The following is a 16,037-nucleotide window of genomic DNA, read 5'->3' as shown; positions in this document are numbered from 1 at the left end:
CTCTCGAACCATTTGCTGGCGGCGTCGCGACCGCCATAGGTTTCGCGCATCTGCCCGATCGACTGGTAGATCATGACGAGCGTGATGCCATATTTGCGACCGGCATCGCGCGCGGTTTCCAGGATCCTCATATAGCCAAGCCGCGCCACCTCATCGAGGAGGAAGAGCGCACGGCCCGGCATCGCCCCATCACGATTGTAGATCGCGTTGAGAAACGAGCCAATGATGACGCGCGCGAGGCCCGCATGCGTCTCCAAGGTCTTGAGATCGATGTTGATGAAGACGTCGGTGTTTCCCTCGGCAAGATCCCCCGTCGAAAACATCTTTCCGGAAACCAGCGCGGCGTAGTTCGGATAGGACAGCCAATGGGTTTCCTTGATCGCATTGGCGTAGACGCCGGAGAAGGTTTCGGGCGTCATGTTCACGAAAGCCGCGACGTTCTCCTTGACGAAATCCGAATCCGAATTGTCGTAGATTTCCTGCAGGCGTTGGCGCAACTGCGGCTCCGGCTCGGAGAGATTGGCGCGAACTTGGCGAAGCGTTTGGTTCTCCTTCTCCGTATGGCCGGAGAGACAAACGTCAGCGATCATCGCCGTCAGCAATTGCAAGGCCGAGGCCCGGAAGAAGTCGTCGCGAACTCCGCGTGTGCCACCGCTATCACTCATGATCCATGAAGCGACGGATGAAATGTCCTCTTCCTTGGTGCCGCCGAATTGCCCGATCCAATCAAGCGCATTGAAGCCGGTCTCCGGCTTCTTCGGGTCGAGGACGAATAGATCCCGATTCGCGCTGCCTCGTTGCACTGACACCATCGGGGCAACCTCGTTCGACGGGTCGAGGACGATCAGCGAGCCGCCCCATTTGAGCGCCGTCGGGATCGTCACCGACGTCGTCTTGAAGCCGCCGGAACCGGCGAACACGATGCCATGTGATGAGCCGAACGAGCCGTCGAAGCACAGGAGCGGTGGCTTGCCGCCGATGCCCCATGTGTCGGGATCGTCAGCGCGAAACGGGCGCGTTCCTCCGCTGTCCTTGTCGACCCGATATCGTTCGCCGACGACGATGCCGCCAGCGTCCGAAAACAGGTTGGCCGCCTCCTGCATCTTCATCCAGTCGGCCTCGCCATGAAGCGCCCGCTTGCCGCGTATGCGTTTGGGCTCAGCACTGGCGAAGGCCGCGTTGCCGACGAGCGCGACACGTAGGGCGAAGCAGGCGGACATCGCTGCCGCCGCCGCGCCGATCAGCGTCGCGGGGTCGACATAGGAAAGGATCGACTTGCCGGCCGGAAGCTGGTTCCCGAATGCCGACAGCCTGATTGCCTCGCGAACGATGGCGACAACAATTGTCGCTACACCGCCGGCAACGACGCCCCATCCTGCCGTCTTGATCCTGATCGCGCCGGCGCTCGCGAACAGGAAGACACTGCCGATGACCGCCGCGGCGACATAAGGCAGGGCAATGCCGGCGCGGCCGAGCGTCTGCCGAGCAGCCTCCGTCTTTCCAAAGCCGGACAGCCAGTGTTCGATCCCGGTCAATCCGATCGTGAGCAGGAACATCAGCGCGACAGGTACGATGAAGAGCATGATCCTATCCATCTGTCTTGAAGGCCTCCGCTCCGATCGCAAGCAGCCGCGGGCGTACGGTCTCGTCGGCCTTAAGCCGTTGGCTCAGCTCGATCAGGGCGCCCAGCAGAAGCGCGCGTTTCTCGTGGCGAAGACCCGCTTTGACGATCAGGCCGCCAAGTTCGATCTTTTCCCGCGTGTCCTTCTTGCGGGCGTCGGATGTGGTTGTGCGCGCCATCCGCTCAAGCCTCAGCAGTCCCGCCCGCAGCCGTGCCAGCCGCGTTCTGCGTGGAGGGTGTACTGCTTTCGCCGACGCCAGCCCCCCTCTTCCCTCCGGTCGTGCGAACCCCACCTCCGCGAAACCGCTTCGCCAGTTCCTCGAAGGCTACCTGCAGCTCGGCCTCGTCCACTTCAATCTCGCCAAGCCCGGCCTTAAGCGCGATCCGACCGATCCGCTCGGCTTCGCGGGTCTCGGCGACCTTGAGCTGTTCCTGGAGTTTGGCGATTTCGTCGCGGATCTTGGAGGATGGCTTCTTCATTCCGTCTGTCTCCCTTGGGTGAGAAAGCTGTCATACGAGGCCAGTTTCAGGGAGGTGAGCGCGGAACGCACTACTGTGAATCCTACAATCGCCAAAGCGCAAGCTTTGGTGAATGATCCCGGCCGTTCCGAAGGAGCGGATCCGAAGGGCGCAATTATACGTCGCTGATGCGACGCTCTGCTTTTGGGCCCTGGCGGGGTCTTCCGCTTCCGAGGAACCTGTTGATTTCGTTCGCAATCGGGAAAGAATCCGCCGTGGCTGTCCCTCACTTCTCCGTCAGCGTCGTCGCCCGCGGCTCCGGCCGCAGCGCCGTCCTGTCGGCGGCCTATCGGCACTGCGCCAAGATGGACTACGAGCGCGAGGCTCGAACGATCGACTACACTCGCAAGCAGGGATTGCTGCACGAAGAGTTCGTCATTCCGGCCGACGCGCCGGCGTGGCTACGGTCGATGATCGCGGATCGTTCGGTCGCCGGCGCCTCCGAAGCCTTCTGGAACAAGGTCGAAGATTTCGAGAAGCGCTCCGATGCGCAGCTTGCCAAGGACGTCACCATTGCTCTGCCGATCGAACTGAGCGCTCAGCAGAATATCGCGCTCGTGCGGGATTTCGTCGAACGGCACATCACATCGAAGGTCATGGTGGCCGATTGGGTCTACCATGACGCGCCGGGCAATCCGCATGTTCATCTGATGACAACCTTGCGGCCGCTGACCGAAGACGGTTTCGGCGCCAAGAAGGTCGCGCTGCTTGGACCGGACGGCAATCCGATCCGCAACGATGCCGGCAAGATCGTCTATGAGCTCTGGGCTGGAGGCATCGACGATTTCAACGCGTTTCGCGACGGATGGTTTGCCTGCCAGAACAGGCATCTGGCGCTGGCCGGTCTCGACCTTCGCGTCGACGGCCGCTCCTTCGAAAAGCAAGGGATCGATCTCCAACCGACCATCCACCTTGGTGTCGGCACCAAAGCGATCGAACGGAAATCCGATGGGGCCTCGGAGCCGGTGGAGCTTGAGCGCATCGAACTGCAGGACGCGCGGAGAGCAGAGAACGCGAAACGGATCGACCGGAGTCCGAAACTCGTCATCGACATGATCATGCGCGAGAAGAGCGTCTTCGACGAGCGTGACGTCGCCAAGATCCTCCACCGCTACATCGACGACCCAGATCTGTTCCAAAGCCTCATGGTCCGGATCATCCTGCACCCGGAGACCTTGCGTCTTGAACGCGAGCGGATCGACCTCGCCACCGGCTCCAGGCTGCCCGCCAAATACACCACACGCGAAATGATCCGGCTGGAGGCCGAGATGGCCAATCGCGCCATCTGGCTCTCGCAGCGTTCGTCGCATGGTGTTCGCGATGCAGTGCTGGCGGCGACATTTGAGCGCCATGACCGCCTGTCGGACGAACAGAAAATTGCGATCGAGCACGTGGCGGGCACCGAGCGGATCGCCGCCGTGATCGGCCGCGCCGGCGCCGGCAAGACGACGATGATGAAGGCTGCGCGCGAAGCCTGGGAAGCGGCCGGCTACCGGGTCGTCGGCGCAGCACTCGCCGGCAAGGCGGCCGAGGGACTGGAGAAGGAAGCGGGCATCATCTCCCGCACGCTGTCGTCCTGGGAACTGCGCTGGAATGAGGGGCGCAATCAGCTCGACAGCAAGACGGTCTTCGTGCTGGACGAAGCCGGCATGGTGTCGTCGCGGCAGATGGCGTTGTTCGTTGAAGCGGTAACGAAGGCCGGCGCCAAGCTCGTTCTCATCGGCGATCCGGAACAGCTTCAACCAATCGAAGCCGGCGCGGCCTTCCGCGCCATCGCAGACCGGATCGGCTATGCCGAACTCGAAACCATCTATCGCCAGCGCCAGCAATGGATGCGCGATGCCTCGCTTGATTTGGCGCGCGGCCAAGTCGGCAAGGCGATCGATGCTTATCGCGCCAGCGGCAAGGTGATCGGCTGGGATCTAAAGGCCGATGCCGTCGAGAATCTCATCTCCGCCTGGGACCGCGATTACGATCCGGCGAAGACGTCGCTGATCCTGGCTCATTTGCGCCGCGACGTGCGCATGCTCAACCAGATGGCGCGCATCAAACTCATCGAACGCGGGATCCTCAATCAGGGAACCATGTTCAAGACCGCCGATGGCGAACGCAACTTCGCCGTCGGCGACCAGATCGTTTTCCTCAAGAACGAAGGATCGCTCGGCGTCAAGAACGGCATGCTGGCCAAGGTGGTCGAGGCGGGACCGGGACGCATCACGGCGCTGATCGGCTATGGGGAGAATGTCCGCCAGGTGCTCGTCGAACAGCGCTTCTACAACAACCTCGATCACGGCTATGCCACGACCATCCACAAGAGCCAGGGCGCCACGGTCGACCAGGTCAAGGTGCTCGCTTCGCTTTCGCTCGATCGCCATCTCACCTATGTCGCCATGACCCGTCATCGTGAGGACCTGGCCGTCTATTACGGTCGCAGATCCTTCGCGAAGAACGGCGGGTTGATCGCGATCATGTCGCGAAGGAATGCCAAGGAAACGACTCTCGATTACGAGAAGAGCGCCTTCTATCGCGAGGCGCTTCGCTTTGCGGAAGCGCGCGGTCTGCATCTCGTCAACGTCGCCCGAACTCTGGTTCGCGACCGCCTGGAATGGCTCGTCAGTCAGAAGCAAAAACTTGCCAATCTCGGTGTTCGCCTTGCCGCCGTTGCCGGCAGGCTCGGCCTTGTCCGCGGCGCCGCGCAATCCTCAACCCAACCCAGCACCAAGGAGGCAAAGCCGATGGTCTCGGGCATCACAACCTTCGCCAAATCCGTCGACCAGGCGATCGAGGACAAGGTCGCCGCCGATCCCGGCTTGAAGAAGCAATGGGAGGAAGTCTCAACGCGCTTCCGCCTGGTCTACGCCCAGCCGGAAAGCGCGTTCAAGGCAGTCGAAGTCGACGCGATGCTGAAGGACGAGAGCGTTGCGAAATCCACGCTGGCGACGATCGGATCGAACCCTGAATACTTCGGTGCGCTGAAGGGCAAGACCGGCATGTTCGCAAGCCGCGCCGACAAGCAGGAGCGGGAGAAGGCTGAGACCAATGCGCCGGCGCTCGCGCGTAACCTCGACCGCTATCTGCGCCAGCGGGCGGAAGCGGAACGCAAATATGAGGTCGAGGAACGCGCCGTCCGTCTGAAGGTGTCGATCGATATTCCGGCGCTCTCGGCTAACGCAAAGCAGACACTCGAACGCGTGCGCGATGCGATCGACCGGAACGACCTGCCGGCCGGTCTCGAATACGCGCTTGCCGACAAAATGGTGAAGGCGGAGCTCGAGGGATTTGCGAGAGCTGTATCGGAGCGTTTCGGCGAGCGGACCTTCCTGCCTCTTGCCGCAAAAGGCACCAACGGACAGACATTTAACACCGTCACCGCGGGGATGACGGCCGGACAGAGGGCCGAAGTGCAATCAGCATGGAATTTTATGCGGACCGCGCAGCAGCTGGCCGCGCATGAGCGCACGACGGAGGCTTTGAAACAGACGGAAACCCTGCGTCAGACAAAGAGCCAGGGACTGTCCCTGAAATGACGACGCAAGTGTGTGGACGTGAGATGGGACGTGTTCAGCGATCGAATGCCGTCGTGCTCTTGGTAGTGGCGGCATTCATCGTTGGGGGCAGCGTCGCTGCCGCCATCATCGGCGGCTACCGCATCAACCTGACGCCGAGCGAACCTCTCGGCCTCTGGCGCATAGCAGTGCTCAATCGAGCAGCGAAGGCAGGCGATCTCGTCTTCATTTGCCCTCCGCAAACGCCTGTCATGCGAGAGGCCAGAGCGCGTGGCTATCTCCGCTTCGGCACCTGCCCGGGCGGGGTCGCTCCGCTCATCAAGACGGTCATCGCGGTTCCCAGGCAGCATGTCGAAATCGGTGCGGGCGTAACGATCGACGGGCAAGCGATCCCCTTCTCCGATGTGGCTCAGCGCGACGGCAAGGGTCGGCCGATGGTGCCGTATTTCGGCGGCGCCGTGCCGGCACAAAGCGTCTTCCTCCATTCACCGTACAGGAGCTCCTACGACTCCCGCTACTTCGGTCCCCTTCCCGTTTCGGGCATCCTCGGCCTGGCGCAACCGGTGCTCACCTATGTGCCGTAAGCGCGTTCGGCCGGTCCTGTTGATTGCCGCTTCAATCATCGCCGGAACGGTGGCGTGGAGCGGTCACGTCCTTCTCCTTCCGCTCGCATGCACGTTTCCAACCCTCTGGGCGCTTGCGCGGTCACGACTGGCGGCCGCAGCGGTTTCCGCCGGTTATTTCCTCGCTGCATCACGCGGTCTGCCGCAGGGCGTTGCCACCTTCTATTCCTCCGACCTCTGGCCGGGACTGCTGCTCTGGCTCAGCGCATCGCTGGGCTTTGTCGGTGTCCACGCAATGCTCTGGACGAGATGCGAACCGGCGCGACCGTTTCGCTATTTCGCGGCAGCCGTGCTCATGGCCATTCCGCCAATCGGTATCACCGGCTGGGCGCATCCGATCACGGCCGCCGGCGTGCTGTTTCCGGGATGGGGATGGTGGGGGCTCCTTGCCGCGACAGCCGGCCTCATGGGCCTCGTAACCCGCATGTGGCCAGCTGTCGCGATTGTCCTGGCAGGGTTTTGGATCTGGTCCGCCGCAACTTGGGACGAACCGAAGCTACCGACATCCTGGCAGGGGGTCGACCTCGAAATGGGCGCATCGTTGGGGCGAGACCCCAGCATGCAACGCCACCGTGATCTGATTGCCACGGTGAAGGATCGGGAGGCTGGCGGCGCCCGCACCGTTGTCCTTCCCGAAAGCTCTTTGGGCTTCTGGACACCGACCGTTGAGCGGCTCTGGGTAAAAGCACTGCAGGACACTAACGTCACCGTCATTGCCGGCGCCGCCGTCATTGATGCGGGCGGATATGACAATGTTCTGCTCGCCCTCTCCGGTGACGGTGGCCGCGTAATTTATCGCGAGCGGATGCCCGTTCCGGGGTCGATGTGGCAGCCATGGCGCACCCTGCTCGGCCAGAGCGGTGGTGCGCGGGCGCACTTCTTTTCGAACCCCGTTGTGGCCATCGCCGACGCTCGGGTCGCACCTCTGATCTGCTACGAGCAACTGATCGTCTGGCCCGTCCTGCAGTCCATGCTCCACGATCCGGACGTCATTGTCGCCGTCGGCAACGGCTGGTGGACCAAGGGGACATCTATCGTCGCCATCCAACGCGCCAATGCGGAAGCTTGGGCGCGTCTGTTCGATAAGCCCCTCTTGATTTCCTTCAACACCTGAAGCCCGAGGAGACCTCATGCTCGACGCTGCCCTGATCCAACAATGCGCCGACCCCTCATTGAAGCCGGCAATCGTCGAACAGTTCGTGACCGCTGCGGGCTCGAACGATCCGCTTGCCGTCACGGTCAAATCGGGTGGCCGATTGATCCTCGTCCCGAACGCGATGACGCCGGACGAGGCCATGGCGATCGTCCGGCAGTATGTCGGCCAGGCAGTGGTCCGCGTCGGCTTGACACAGTTCCCTGCGGGTGTCGGCGTCAAGGATACGGCCGACTTAAAGGCTGATCTCGTCGATCCTTGCGAAAACCTTCGCAAGGGAACGGCGATGTTCGCGAAGGTCTTGCGGATCGTTGCCAAATGGTACGGCAATCCGAAGGCCGACGATGTCTTCCCGCAGATATTCGAGGATGCCATCTATGCCTGGAAGACCGGCGAGTTCGAGGGCGTGAGCGTATTCCAGGCGGAGGATCCGAGAAAAAGCGTGACGATAGACAATGTATTGCCTCCAGAGGAGGCCGAGGAGAGCAGCGACATACCTCCTGCGGATACAAGCCCTGAAGGCGCCGAGAAAAGCGAGAACGTTGGCTCAGCTGGGATGCGGATCGACCTGTCGAGGATCGGAGGAAAATGATCTCCTTGGGAAGGCAACTATGCTTCCGGAAGCGAATAGCGCGTGAGAACCGCGTCCTCTCCGTCGAGGGTCGCTTCAATGACTGCGTTGACCATATCCTGCGCGCCTGCCAGATCCTGCAGTATGAGGGCAAACAATTCTCGTTGCAGCACAGGCAGCACCTGCGGGACGATAATCACCAGACCCGCATGCAGCTCTTCTTTGGCATAGAGTTTCCGGAAGTCGCGGGCGTTGTTCGTCACGAACGTGAAATCGTCCTCGATGATCCGAGGCATCAGGTCCCAATCGGTCTCGCCACTCAGTCCCAGCCAATTCACATGGAAACAATCGTGGCCGCGCTCTTGAGCCACGGCCACGAGAGACGTGTGAAGGCATTCATCGATGAGAAACTTCACGAGGTCGAGCCAGACGTTTTGGGGACGATCTCGTTCCGAAGGACCAGGCGCTTCACGGATTTCACCTTCAGGCCCTGCTCCGAAAGCTTCCTCGGACGTCCTCTGGCGGGATGGGCCGCAACCCAGATCTCGGCAAGTTCCACCATGCGCTCGGTGAGCGAAGGATAGCCCTCAACGATTTCCGCTGTACTTGCGCCTTGGGTCTTCATCGCGGCAATCGTTCGCACGGGAACACGGGTTCGCTTGAAAACCGGCTCGCCGCCCACGACGCCTTTCACGCTTTCAATCAGTCGTTCGGCTTCTCGAAGCGCCTCGGCCCGCGCGGCCAGTTGTTCTCGTGCTCGCGCAACGTCGATAATGAGATAATCGTCTGCCCTAACAGTTTCGGCATCGGGGTTCTGGTCGATCGTATCGAATAGGCGCTTGCGGCGCTCGGCAGACAAGATCGATCCGACGCCGTACCAGAGCTTCAACCGAAGCAGATCCTCATCGGTGAGTGCTCGACCCCTGCTACCAACGAGATGAGTCTCGATGATGCGCTTGTCGATCGCATTGTGCACCGACTTCACAGCGATCTCGCTGACAGCCGCCGCCTCGGCGGGTGTGTAGGCGTGTGATGTGCTGGCCATAATCATTCTCCTTGTGGAGAATATATAATGCGGCCCGCCGCTCGTGTAAAGCCTTGACCCATGCTCAATCTCAGTGGTCGAGCTGTCCCAATCGATCGATGCACATCGGCTTCGGAGCGGAAACCGCCTCCGAACCCTAAAATCCAGTCGACCACGGGCGCGATTTCCAGATCAGTTCGATTTGGTCACAAGCTCGGCGGGTTCGACGCCCAGCGCTTCTGAAATCTGGCCGAGGACCGTGAGGGTAGCCGACATCTCGGCGCGCTCGATGGCGCCGATATGGCGTGCGCTCAGGCCTGTGCGGTGTGCCAGTTCCTCCTGCGTCAGTTTCTTGCCATGACGTATTCGACGCAAATTGATCGCCATGACCTCGTTGAGATCCATGACGTGAGCGGAACCTGAATCGGAATTATTGTTCTAGGAACTATAGTTCCGATTCGACATGACTTGTGATATTGGGCGGTGATCGATCTTCGACGGACTTTTGCAATGTTGGTCGTATGATAGTCTGTAGCGCGGCCGCACAGTGCGGGACCAAAGCATCGTTTTCAAGTGGTGAAGGAATGAGTTTCGAGGAAAAACGAATGAACGATGCGAAGTCCCCGGAGACCGACAAGAGCGAGCGGGATCCGCGGTTCTGTTCGATGCCGAAGGAAGCGTTGGAGGAATTGGCGGTGTCGGCAATACACGAACACCGCCGGCTGCTCGCCGCGGATGAGGCTGTCTACGAGGAATGGACTCGCGCGAGCGGCGATCCTTCGTCTTCGAGCGACGTCCTGGCAAACCTGCAGGCCGAATACATTGCCCGTCAGAAGAAATCCGAAGCGCAGCAGGAAGAGCTGTCGCAGATCATCGACGCGCTTGGCTACATCCCCGACGTCCCATTGGACAACGCTAATTAGAGCTTAGCAACCCGCGATCTTTCGCGATTCCCACAAGCTGCGGCACCGATTCAGCGCCCAGTTTGGCACGGGCTTTATCAAGGTAGTGCTGCACGGTCCTCGAATTGATGCCGGTCACAGCGGCAGTTTCGAGTGTGTTTTTTCCTTTCATCGCCCACGTCAAGCACAACATCTCGCGTGGCGACAGCACCTGCTTTGGATTGATGGCGGTTTTGGCAGCAATCATCTTCAATCGATAATGAACCATCATCACCAATTGGACTGCTCTCCTCGAGTCGAACGCGGCCGGGACGTCCACTTCTCTTTCGGAGGATGCAAAGGTCAGCATCATCGACGCACCGTAACCACCTTCCACAGGGACCGTCATGCCGCAGCGGATCCCGTGGTCGATCGCCTCGTCGCGAAACTTTCTGAGCGGTGAGGAACCGCGGGCCGGCCAATCCTCCGCGGTCCAGAAGAAAACGTCCCGTTTGCGCTTCGCTTCCGTCACCACGGGATCGATGCTGGAATAGTCAGCCGAGAGGTAAAGACCCTCCCATGGTTTGGGATAGGAGTTGAATGTCCTGATCTGGGCGCCTTCTTTTTCGAGATAGGCAAACCGTTCGTATCCGCAGGAACGCGTGAACTGCCTGAGGGCTCCCTTGACCATGGCCTCGTCTTGCGCGACTTCCAGCATATCAACGAGCGAGCGAAATTCTCCGTCCACGAACGCTTCTCCTATGTTTTGACCCGTAACGCGGTCCTTTATTTGCCAGCCGAGACGCTGGATGATGGGCATCGTCGTTTGGCAAAAGGCGGACCTGCTAATCGCCAACTGACGATAGCTCCGCAACCGGCGGTGCTTGGTTGATGCAAAGCAGTCCCTCTTGCCGTGTACGTTAGCACTACCCATAAAGGGGGAGCTTTCAAGGCTCCCTGCCTCAAAAAGATGACAAATCAAGAAAAGTTTTTTCGGGCGAAGGAACCGTTCGCCATGGAAACCGTGTTCTGACGCGAGTGCTATTTACTGAAGAGAACGCGATATAAGGCACCGGCCCGTTTGCACACGCCCCAAATCCTAGAACTGCCAGCGCTTTTCAAGCGACAAGATCACTTGGCATCAATACGCGCCCGCTCGGATCTGACGGCTTTGATGATACGCCAGTTAATTCCCGGCTCGCGTAGCATCTGGATATCGTCCATGTCGTCGAAATCCGAAAGCCGGGTGTAAAACGCACTTCGAAGGCGCGAGATAAACTGCTTCGGCAAAGCGGTGTTTTCGAGAAGGTCCGGGTCGTCGTCCGGCAAATCGCCAAAATCCATTTTTGTCATCGCCTATCCTTTCCTGCGTTGAGCAGGACCATCCGGCACCATTTCTTCAGCCAGCACAACTCGCAGATTTGCACCTTCTGCAGTCTTGCCGTTTCCGTTAATTTTTGCGGTAAGCCGACGGAAAAACGATGTCCTGGTCGACGAGCACGTTGAACTTATAGCCGGGACGAATCTGGATCGTCGGTTGTACATTCAGGTTCTTCGAGATTGTCTGCTCGGCGACGCGACCGAAGCTTTCCGCAAAATTCCGTCTGGCGGCATCGGACGCCGTATCCTGCGTCGCAAGCGTCGAACTCTCCGGCATGGACATGTCGATCCCGGTTCCTATCAGCGCGACGAGTGCTGCCGAACCCCAGGTGCGCCAGAGGTGCCGATCGACCTTGTCCTTGAAGCCGCCATAACCTTCGGCGTCCGTACCGGCCATGCCGCCGATCTGCAGGGTCGATCCGTTCGGAAAGATGAGGTCGGTCCAGACGACGAGGACGCGCTCCTGACCGAACGACACCTTGGAGTCGTAGCGGCCAAACAGCTTTGAGCCCTGCGGTATGAGCAACCGATAGCCGGAGGCGCTGTCATAGACGTTCTGGCTGACTTGCGCTGTGATCCGTCCCGGAAGGTCGGAATTGAGACCGGTGATCAACGTGGCGGGAATGACCGAACCGCGCTTCAACTCGTAGGGCGACATCTGCGGCACGACCTTGTTCGGTAGATAGCCGAGGTCCTTGATATCCTGGTTTAAGAAATCCTCCTTCGAGGTCTGCGCGTTCGGATCGACGTTCGGACCCATGAGGCCTGATTTCATGGCAGCGGCATAGAGGTCCGAGGCGTTGTTGGCTGCCGCAGTCGTCGTCTGCCGGCCCGCGTCCGTGGAGTTGTTGGCGGCTTTCTCGACATCGGAAATATCCACCTTCAACGGTGAGTCCAAAGCCGTTGCGCGCGCCTGCAGCCGGGCCATGCGCTGGCGCTGGGCCTCGCGGATATATTGCTCATCCTGCTCGCGCTTGAGCCGGGCTTTCCATTCCTCTTCGGATTCGAGCCTCGGCCGCCGTTCTTGCCTTTCCGTGGGCCGACGGTCGACAACAGGTGTTTCCTTCTCGACCTTCCGTTCGACGGCGGGCGTTGGCTGGAATGCATCGCGCTCAACCGGCTCGCCGATAATGCCGTCCGTGACGCCGCGTTTGAGTTGGTCTCCGAAGTTCGTCGCCGGCGTATTCGAGGCGCTGTCGATGTCGTTGTTGCGATTGAAGGGGAGCCCGCGCCACGACAGTCCGATCACGACCACGCCGACGAACAGCGCGATGATGACAATGGCGATGATGATCGGCAGGCGATTGAGGCGGCGCATGCCCTTCTGGTCGTTAGCCTGATTGGATGCGCCGAGCTGGAGCGATTGGACCATACGCGCCTCCCCTCAATTCCGCTGCAGGATGGAAAGCGGACTTGCCGGCGTGGCGCCGGCTGCCGTTGCCGTGTAGGCCCGGCCAAGCGCGATGGACGGCGTCGAGAGCCGTGCGAGCACCTGGCCGTCGACGTCATCGATCGAATAAGCGAGCTCGACCGTCTTCCCATCCTTCCCTACCTTGCCGTCGGTGATGATGGTGTAGCCCCATCCTTTCAGCGCCGCCTCGAGCGCCGCCGCGAAATCTGACGTGTCCTTTTCCATTTTGAGCGTCGTCGTGCCTGCCGGACCGATCTGCTCGGCAAGCCGGCTCGCCATGTCGCCGGCGATGGCGCTCGCGGCGGGGCCGGTGACGGCAACCGGGGTTGAACTGGTGGTCAATCCATCCTCGGCTGTCTGGCAGCCTGAAAGCAGGGAAGCGGTGATGATCATGACGAGAAGCCTGCGCATGGTTCAGCCTCCCCGCCGGATGGTGATTTTCTGCTGGCGCCAGCCGACGCCGGAGACGAGGATCGCCTTGTCGACCGCGTAGTCGACGATCATCATGTCGTTCTTCATCCGGTAATTGACGATGCGGTTCTGGCCGCCAGAGACGACGAAGAGCACCGGTGCATCCTGGCTCGAAACTGATTTCGAGAATTGAATGTAGGTTTTCACGCCATCCGAATAGACCCGCTTCGGCTTCCAGGGTGCCGAGCCACTCACTGAGTATGAGAAGTTCAGTTTGTCGGGCGCCGTGCCGGGGATGCCGCCGGTCTCGAGCCTGGAATTGATGTCGGCGAGCTTGGTCGAGACATCCTCCGAATATTCGAAGCCGACACGGGCCATATACTGGCTCGGATGGGACTTGAGCTGGATGTGATAGGTGCGTCGCGATGTGGTGACCACCATCGAGGTGACAAGTCCGGATTCCGACGGCTTGACGATCAGATGGATCGCCTGCCCGCCGGTGGCGCCCGAGGTCGCAGGCTCGACCTTCCACCGAACAGTATCACCGACCAAGACGTCACGGACGATTTCCCCGCCCTGCAATTCGATATCGCAGACTTGAAGCGGTGAGCAGACGACCGACGGCTGGGTTTCGCCGTACAGGAAAATGACTTTCCCGTCAGGGCCGGTAGTCACCAGCCCTGGCGTCCCCCGCCATTTCCTCGAAATGTTGGTACCCTTCACCTCGTTGTTTGTCATGCTCTGCGCCTCAGCGCCGCTCGCGAGGACGAGCGTGGCCAGGCAGCCGGCGGCTGCGATCAATCCTGTTCTGTGCATTGAGAAATCCCCTGCCCTTAAAGCTGCGCTGTCCAGTCGAAATCCCGGACATAGAGACCGATCGGGTTGAGACGGATGGTCGCCTCATCCTGCGGTGCGGTGAGCGTGACCGTCGCGATGCCGCGGAACCGGCGCGTGCCGGTTTCCTTGCCCTTGCGGTCGCGTTCGTACTCGGTCCAGTCGATCTGATAGGTCTGGTTCGAGAGCGCCACGATGTTGTTCACCTCGATGGCGATCGTCGACGACTTCGCCTTCTCGAAAGGTGAGTTGCCGCGGAACCAGGCGTTGATCTTCTCAGTCGATGGATCGGACGTCCTCAGGAGTGCGTAGGTCCGGTCGATATATTGTTTCTGCACCACGGCATCGGGCGTGATCGATCGGAAGCTGGTCACGAAGTTGCCGAGCGTGGCACGCACCACCCGGACATCCGCATATTCGATTTGTTCGGGGAAGCCCGCGGTCACCGCCGTGCCCAGTTTATCGACCTGGACGATATAGGGAACCAGCTTGACCTGGGTGCTGAGATACATCGAATAGCCAAAGCCTATGACGGCCATGGTCAGACCGAGAATGCCGACGATCCGCCATGCGGCGGCTGCCTGCACATAGGAGCCGTATCGCTCGCTCCATTCCTGGCGCGCAGCGAGATAGGGGTTTTCGGGGGCGCGGTTCGCTGCCATCGATCGATCACTTTCTGATTGCTGTTAGTCTCTGCGTTCGGGAGATGGCGTTGGTCCGCTGTGCCCGCTGCGCGCCTGATCCAGCTTTGCGTTCGCAAGCCCGAGGATGGAACCAGCGTATGCTCCTGGCGAGCCGATGGCCTTTTCCTTGGCCGCAGAGCCTGCGGCCATCCCGGCGGATCCGATCCCAGCGCCGAAACCTCGAAGAGCCGCACCAGCAACGGATGAACCTGCAGCTCGGGCAGCCTGTCCCGCCGCAAATCCCGCACCGGCAGCGCCAGCCGCTAGGAACCCTGCGCCCGTCGCAAAGGAGGCTGCCTGACCACCGTGCCGGATCGCCTCCATTCCGCCCGAGACGGACGCGCCCTGAACAACGCCCTGAATGATGTTCGGGACGTACATTGCGATAATGAAGACCACGACCGAGATCCCGGCGATGGCGAGCGTCGTGACGAACTGGTCTGAGGAAGCCGTTGGCGCGTTCGCCAACCCCATAAGGACCTCGGACCCGATCTTCGCGATCATCACCAACGCCATCAGTTTCATGCCGACGCCGAAGGCGTAGACGAGATAACGGACAGCAAAGTCCTTGGTGAAGGAGGATCCGCCAAGCCCGAGCATGATCATGCCGGCAAGCAGGCCGACATACATCTCGACCATGACCGAGACGAAAATTGCTGCGACCAGCGAGAAGCAGATGACGACGACACCCATCGCCAACACGGCAGCAATCGCCAATGCATTGTCCTCAAATACGCCGAATTGTGCTTGCTGCGACATTTGCGAGGCAACCCGAATTCCGGCGTCGAAGACTTCAGCAGGCGACGCCGATCCGCCGCCGGCGCCAATCTGGAAGAGGCTGTCGACGACCGCTCGCGCAAAGGTCGGCCCTTGAGTGAGAACGAAGGCGAAGAAGCCAATGAACATGATCCGCCGAACAAGCTCCGCGAACCAGCTATCGAGCGATGCAGCCTGAAGCGCCAGCCAGACGGCGGCAATGCCCACCTCAATGGTCGCCAGGATCCAGAAAAGAGATTTTGCAGCATCCATGATGGTGGTTTCCCACCCCTTCGCGGCGGTCGAGACCTGATTTTCCAGTTCGGTCAGGACTTGTCCCTGTTGGGCGAAGGCTGGCGCTGCAAAGACGAGGCAAAGGAAGCCTGCGATCAGGAGTGACCGTTCAAGATTAGATCTCACCATCTTGGACGCATCTCCTGGCCATCCTTGATCGGCGGCAGTTCTTTGTTCGAGCCGAAGAATTTCTCCCTGACGGCGCGTCGTTCTTCAGTGAGCGGGGGCTTCGTGGTGTCTCTGGATTTGACAATCAGCACCGTCGCCGCAGATGAAACAGCGGCAACAACCACAAGGAAGGCGATGGCGACGGCGCGGTTCACCAGCGGGGCTCCATCTTCTGACCTGCCGGGATGGTCTTGACTTCGGC

At 60.5% G+C, this 16,037-nt stretch carries 19 protein-coding genes; 5 read left to right on the top strand and 14 right to left on the bottom strand.

Translation table 11 applies throughout. The annotated features are described in order from the left end of the window. The 3 genes from traG to traC all read right to left on the bottom strand — a co-directional run. Positions 1–1,595: Ti-type conjugative transfer system protein TraG (traG, locus tag ACTJKL_RS31490; protein ID WP_440854699.1), on the bottom strand; the 1,595-nt coding region annotated here is incomplete at its 3' end. Continuing rightward, the gene (gene traD, locus ACTJKL_RS31485; RefSeq protein WP_440853831.1) at positions 1,588–1,800 is read right to left on the bottom strand and encodes a type IV conjugative transfer system coupling protein TraD; all 213 of its coding nucleotides are present in this window, start codon (positions 1,798–1,800) and stop codon (positions 1,588–1,590) included. The genes traG and traD, both read right to left, overlap by 8 nt. 4 nt (positions 1,801–1,804) lie before the next feature. Then, a complete protein-coding gene (traC, locus tag ACTJKL_RS31480; RefSeq protein WP_440853830.1) occupies positions 1,805–2,101 on the bottom strand; it encodes a conjugal transfer protein TraC in 297 nt (98 codons plus the stop codon). Positions 2,102–2,355: 254 nt separating this feature from the next. Here traC and traA point away from each other — a divergent pair, with 254 nt between their 5' ends. From traA to ACTJKL_RS31460, 4 genes are read left to right on the top strand one after another with little or no spacing between them, the layout of a single operon-like run. Next, positions 2,356–5,667 (top strand): Ti-type conjugative transfer relaxase TraA, encoded by a 3,312-nt coding sequence (gene traA / locus ACTJKL_RS31475; RefSeq protein ID WP_440854716.1) that lies wholly within the window; start codon positions 2,356–2,358, stop codon positions 5,665–5,667. A gap of 23 nt (positions 5,668–5,690) precedes the next feature. Continuing rightward, positions 5,691–6,230, top strand: a complete 540-nt coding sequence (gene traF, locus ACTJKL_RS31470) for a conjugative transfer signal peptidase TraF (RefSeq protein WP_440854715.1) — start codon at positions 5,691–5,693, stop codon at positions 6,228–6,230. After that, a complete protein-coding gene (locus tag ACTJKL_RS31465) occupies positions 6,220–7,383 on the top strand; it encodes a conjugal transfer protein TraB (RefSeq protein WP_440854714.1) in 1,164 nt (387 codons plus the stop codon). The genes traF and ACTJKL_RS31465 overlap by 11 nt, the downstream gene beginning before the upstream one ends. A gap of 16 nt (positions 7,384–7,399) precedes the next feature. Then, positions 7,400–8,014, top strand: a complete 615-nt coding sequence (locus ACTJKL_RS31460) for a TraH family protein (RefSeq protein ID WP_440854713.1) — start codon at positions 7,400–7,402, stop codon at positions 8,012–8,014. Between the two features lie 17 nt (positions 8,015–8,031). On the opposite strand, the gene ACTJKL_RS31455 is transcribed toward ACTJKL_RS31460, so the two are convergent. From ACTJKL_RS31455 to ACTJKL_RS31445, 3 genes are all read right to left on the bottom strand, one after another. Continuing rightward, a complete protein-coding gene (locus ACTJKL_RS31455) occupies positions 8,032–8,409 on the bottom strand; it encodes a DUF5615 family PIN-like protein (RefSeq protein ID WP_440854712.1) in 378 nt (125 codons plus the stop codon). Next, on the bottom strand, positions 8,406–9,038 hold the full coding sequence (locus ACTJKL_RS31450; protein WP_440854711.1) for a DUF433 domain-containing protein: 633 nt from the start codon (positions 9,036–9,038) through the stop codon (positions 8,406–8,408). Before ACTJKL_RS31450 ends, ACTJKL_RS31455 begins: the two co-directional genes overlap by 4 nt. A 171-nt stretch (positions 9,039–9,209) precedes the next feature. Further along, complete coding sequence (locus ACTJKL_RS31445) at positions 9,210–9,422, bottom strand: helix-turn-helix domain-containing protein (protein ID WP_440854710.1); 213 nt, start codon at positions 9,420–9,422, stop codon at positions 9,210–9,212. A 200-nt stretch (positions 9,423–9,622) separates the two neighbouring features. Here ACTJKL_RS31445 and ACTJKL_RS31440 point away from each other — a divergent pair, with 200 nt between their 5' ends. Next, positions 9,623–9,940, top strand: a complete 318-nt coding sequence (locus ACTJKL_RS31440) for a transcriptional repressor TraM (RefSeq protein ID WP_440854709.1) — start codon at positions 9,623–9,625, stop codon at positions 9,938–9,940. Here the strand turns inward: ACTJKL_RS31440 and ACTJKL_RS31435 are convergent. The 8 genes from ACTJKL_RS31435 to trbK form a co-directional block, all read right to left on the bottom strand. After that, entirely contained in the window at positions 9,933–10,646 is a 714-nt protein-coding gene (locus tag ACTJKL_RS31435) for an autoinducer binding domain-containing protein (protein WP_440854708.1), read from the bottom strand. The two genes, ACTJKL_RS31440 and ACTJKL_RS31435, sit on opposite strands and share 8 nt — an antisense overlap. A 383-nt stretch (positions 10,647–11,029) precedes the next feature. Beyond that, a complete protein-coding gene (locus ACTJKL_RS31430; protein ID WP_440854707.1) occupies positions 11,030–11,251 on the bottom strand; it encodes a hypothetical protein in 222 nt (73 codons plus the stop codon). 97 nt (positions 11,252–11,348) lie between these two features. Further along, positions 11,349–12,650, bottom strand: coding sequence for an IncP-type conjugal transfer protein TrbI (gene trbI, locus ACTJKL_RS31425; protein WP_440854706.1), 1,302 nt, complete (start codon positions 12,648–12,650; stop codon positions 11,349–11,351). Between the two features lie 12 nt (positions 12,651–12,662). After that, positions 12,663–13,100: a conjugal transfer protein TrbH gene (trbH, locus tag ACTJKL_RS31420; protein WP_440854705.1), complete on the bottom strand. Its 438-nt coding sequence runs from the start codon at positions 13,098–13,100 to the stop codon at positions 12,663–12,665. Between the two features lie 3 nt (positions 13,101–13,103). Further along, positions 13,104–13,916, bottom strand: a complete 813-nt coding sequence (gene trbG / locus ACTJKL_RS31415; RefSeq protein ID WP_440854704.1) for a P-type conjugative transfer protein TrbG — start codon at positions 13,914–13,916, stop codon at positions 13,104–13,106. A gap of 17 nt (positions 13,917–13,933) precedes the next feature. Beyond that, complete coding sequence (locus ACTJKL_RS31410; RefSeq protein WP_440854703.1) at positions 13,934–14,596, bottom strand: conjugal transfer protein TrbF; 663 nt, start codon at positions 14,594–14,596, stop codon at positions 13,934–13,936. 24 nt (positions 14,597–14,620) lie between these two features. Further along, positions 14,621–15,796, bottom strand: coding sequence for a P-type conjugative transfer protein TrbL (gene trbL / locus ACTJKL_RS31405; RefSeq protein ID WP_183940185.1), 1,176 nt, complete (start codon positions 15,794–15,796; stop codon positions 14,621–14,623). After that, on the bottom strand, positions 15,790–15,990 hold the full coding sequence (gene trbK / locus ACTJKL_RS31400) for an entry exclusion protein TrbK (RefSeq protein ID WP_440854009.1): 201 nt from the start codon (positions 15,988–15,990) through the stop codon (positions 15,790–15,792). Before trbK ends, trbL begins: the two co-directional genes overlap by 7 nt. Between the last annotated feature and the right edge of the window lie 47 nt (positions 15,991–16,037).

The organism is Sinorhizobium sp. 22678 (assembly GCF_052044265.1).
Lineage (GTDB): Bacteria > Pseudomonadota > Alphaproteobacteria > Rhizobiales > Rhizobiaceae > Sinorhizobium > Sinorhizobium meliloti_A.
The sequence above is the reverse complement of the archived record's forward strand: the minus strand, read 5'-3'. Positions and strand labels throughout refer to the sequence as shown.

What these genes read in the sequence shown, in the direction of transcription:
- traD (WP_440853831.1), bottom strand. Translation starts at nt 1,800, where the DNA reads ATGGCGCGCACAACCACATCCGACGCCCGCAAGAAGGACACGCGGGAA.
- traC (WP_440853830.1), bottom strand. Translation starts at nt 2,101, where the DNA reads ATGAAGAAGCCATCCTCCAAGATCCGCGACGAAATCGCCAAACTCCAG.
- traF (WP_440854715.1), top strand. Translation starts at nt 5,691, where the DNA reads ATGGGACGTGTTCAGCGATCGAATGCCGTCGTGCTCTTGGTAGTGGCG.
- ACTJKL_RS31465 (WP_440854714.1), top strand. Translation starts at nt 6,220, where the DNA reads ATGTGCCGTAAGCGCGTTCGGCCGGTCCTGTTGATTGCCGCTTCAATC.
- ACTJKL_RS31460 (WP_440854713.1), top strand. Translation starts at nt 7,400, where the DNA reads ATGCTCGACGCTGCCCTGATCCAACAATGCGCCGACCCCTCATTGAAG.
- ACTJKL_RS31450 (WP_440854711.1), bottom strand. Translation starts at nt 9,038, where the DNA reads ATGGCCAGCACATCACACGCCTACACACCCGCCGAGGCGGCGGCTGTC.
- ACTJKL_RS31445 (WP_440854710.1), bottom strand. Translation starts at nt 9,422, where the DNA reads ATGGATCTCAACGAGGTCATGGCGATCAATTTGCGTCGAATACGTCAT.
- ACTJKL_RS31440 (WP_440854709.1), top strand. Translation starts at nt 9,623, where the DNA reads ATGAACGATGCGAAGTCCCCGGAGACCGACAAGAGCGAGCGGGATCCG.
- ACTJKL_RS31430 (WP_440854707.1), bottom strand. Translation starts at nt 11,251, where the DNA reads ATGACAAAAATGGATTTTGGCGATTTGCCGGACGACGACCCGGACCTT.
- trbI (WP_440854706.1), bottom strand. Translation starts at nt 12,650, where the DNA reads ATGGTCCAATCGCTCCAGCTCGGCGCATCCAATCAGGCTAACGACCAG.
- trbH (WP_440854705.1), bottom strand. Translation starts at nt 13,100, where the DNA reads ATGCGCAGGCTTCTCGTCATGATCATCACCGCTTCCCTGCTTTCAGGC.
- trbG (WP_440854704.1), bottom strand. Translation starts at nt 13,916, where the DNA reads ATGCACAGAACAGGATTGATCGCAGCCGCCGGCTGCCTGGCCACGCTC.
- ACTJKL_RS31410 (WP_440854703.1), bottom strand. Translation starts at nt 14,596, where the DNA reads ATGGCAGCGAACCGCGCCCCCGAAAACCCCTATCTCGCTGCGCGCCAG.
- trbL (WP_183940185.1), bottom strand. Translation starts at nt 15,796, where the DNA reads ATGGTGAGATCTAATCTTGAACGGTCACTCCTGATCGCAGGCTTCCTT.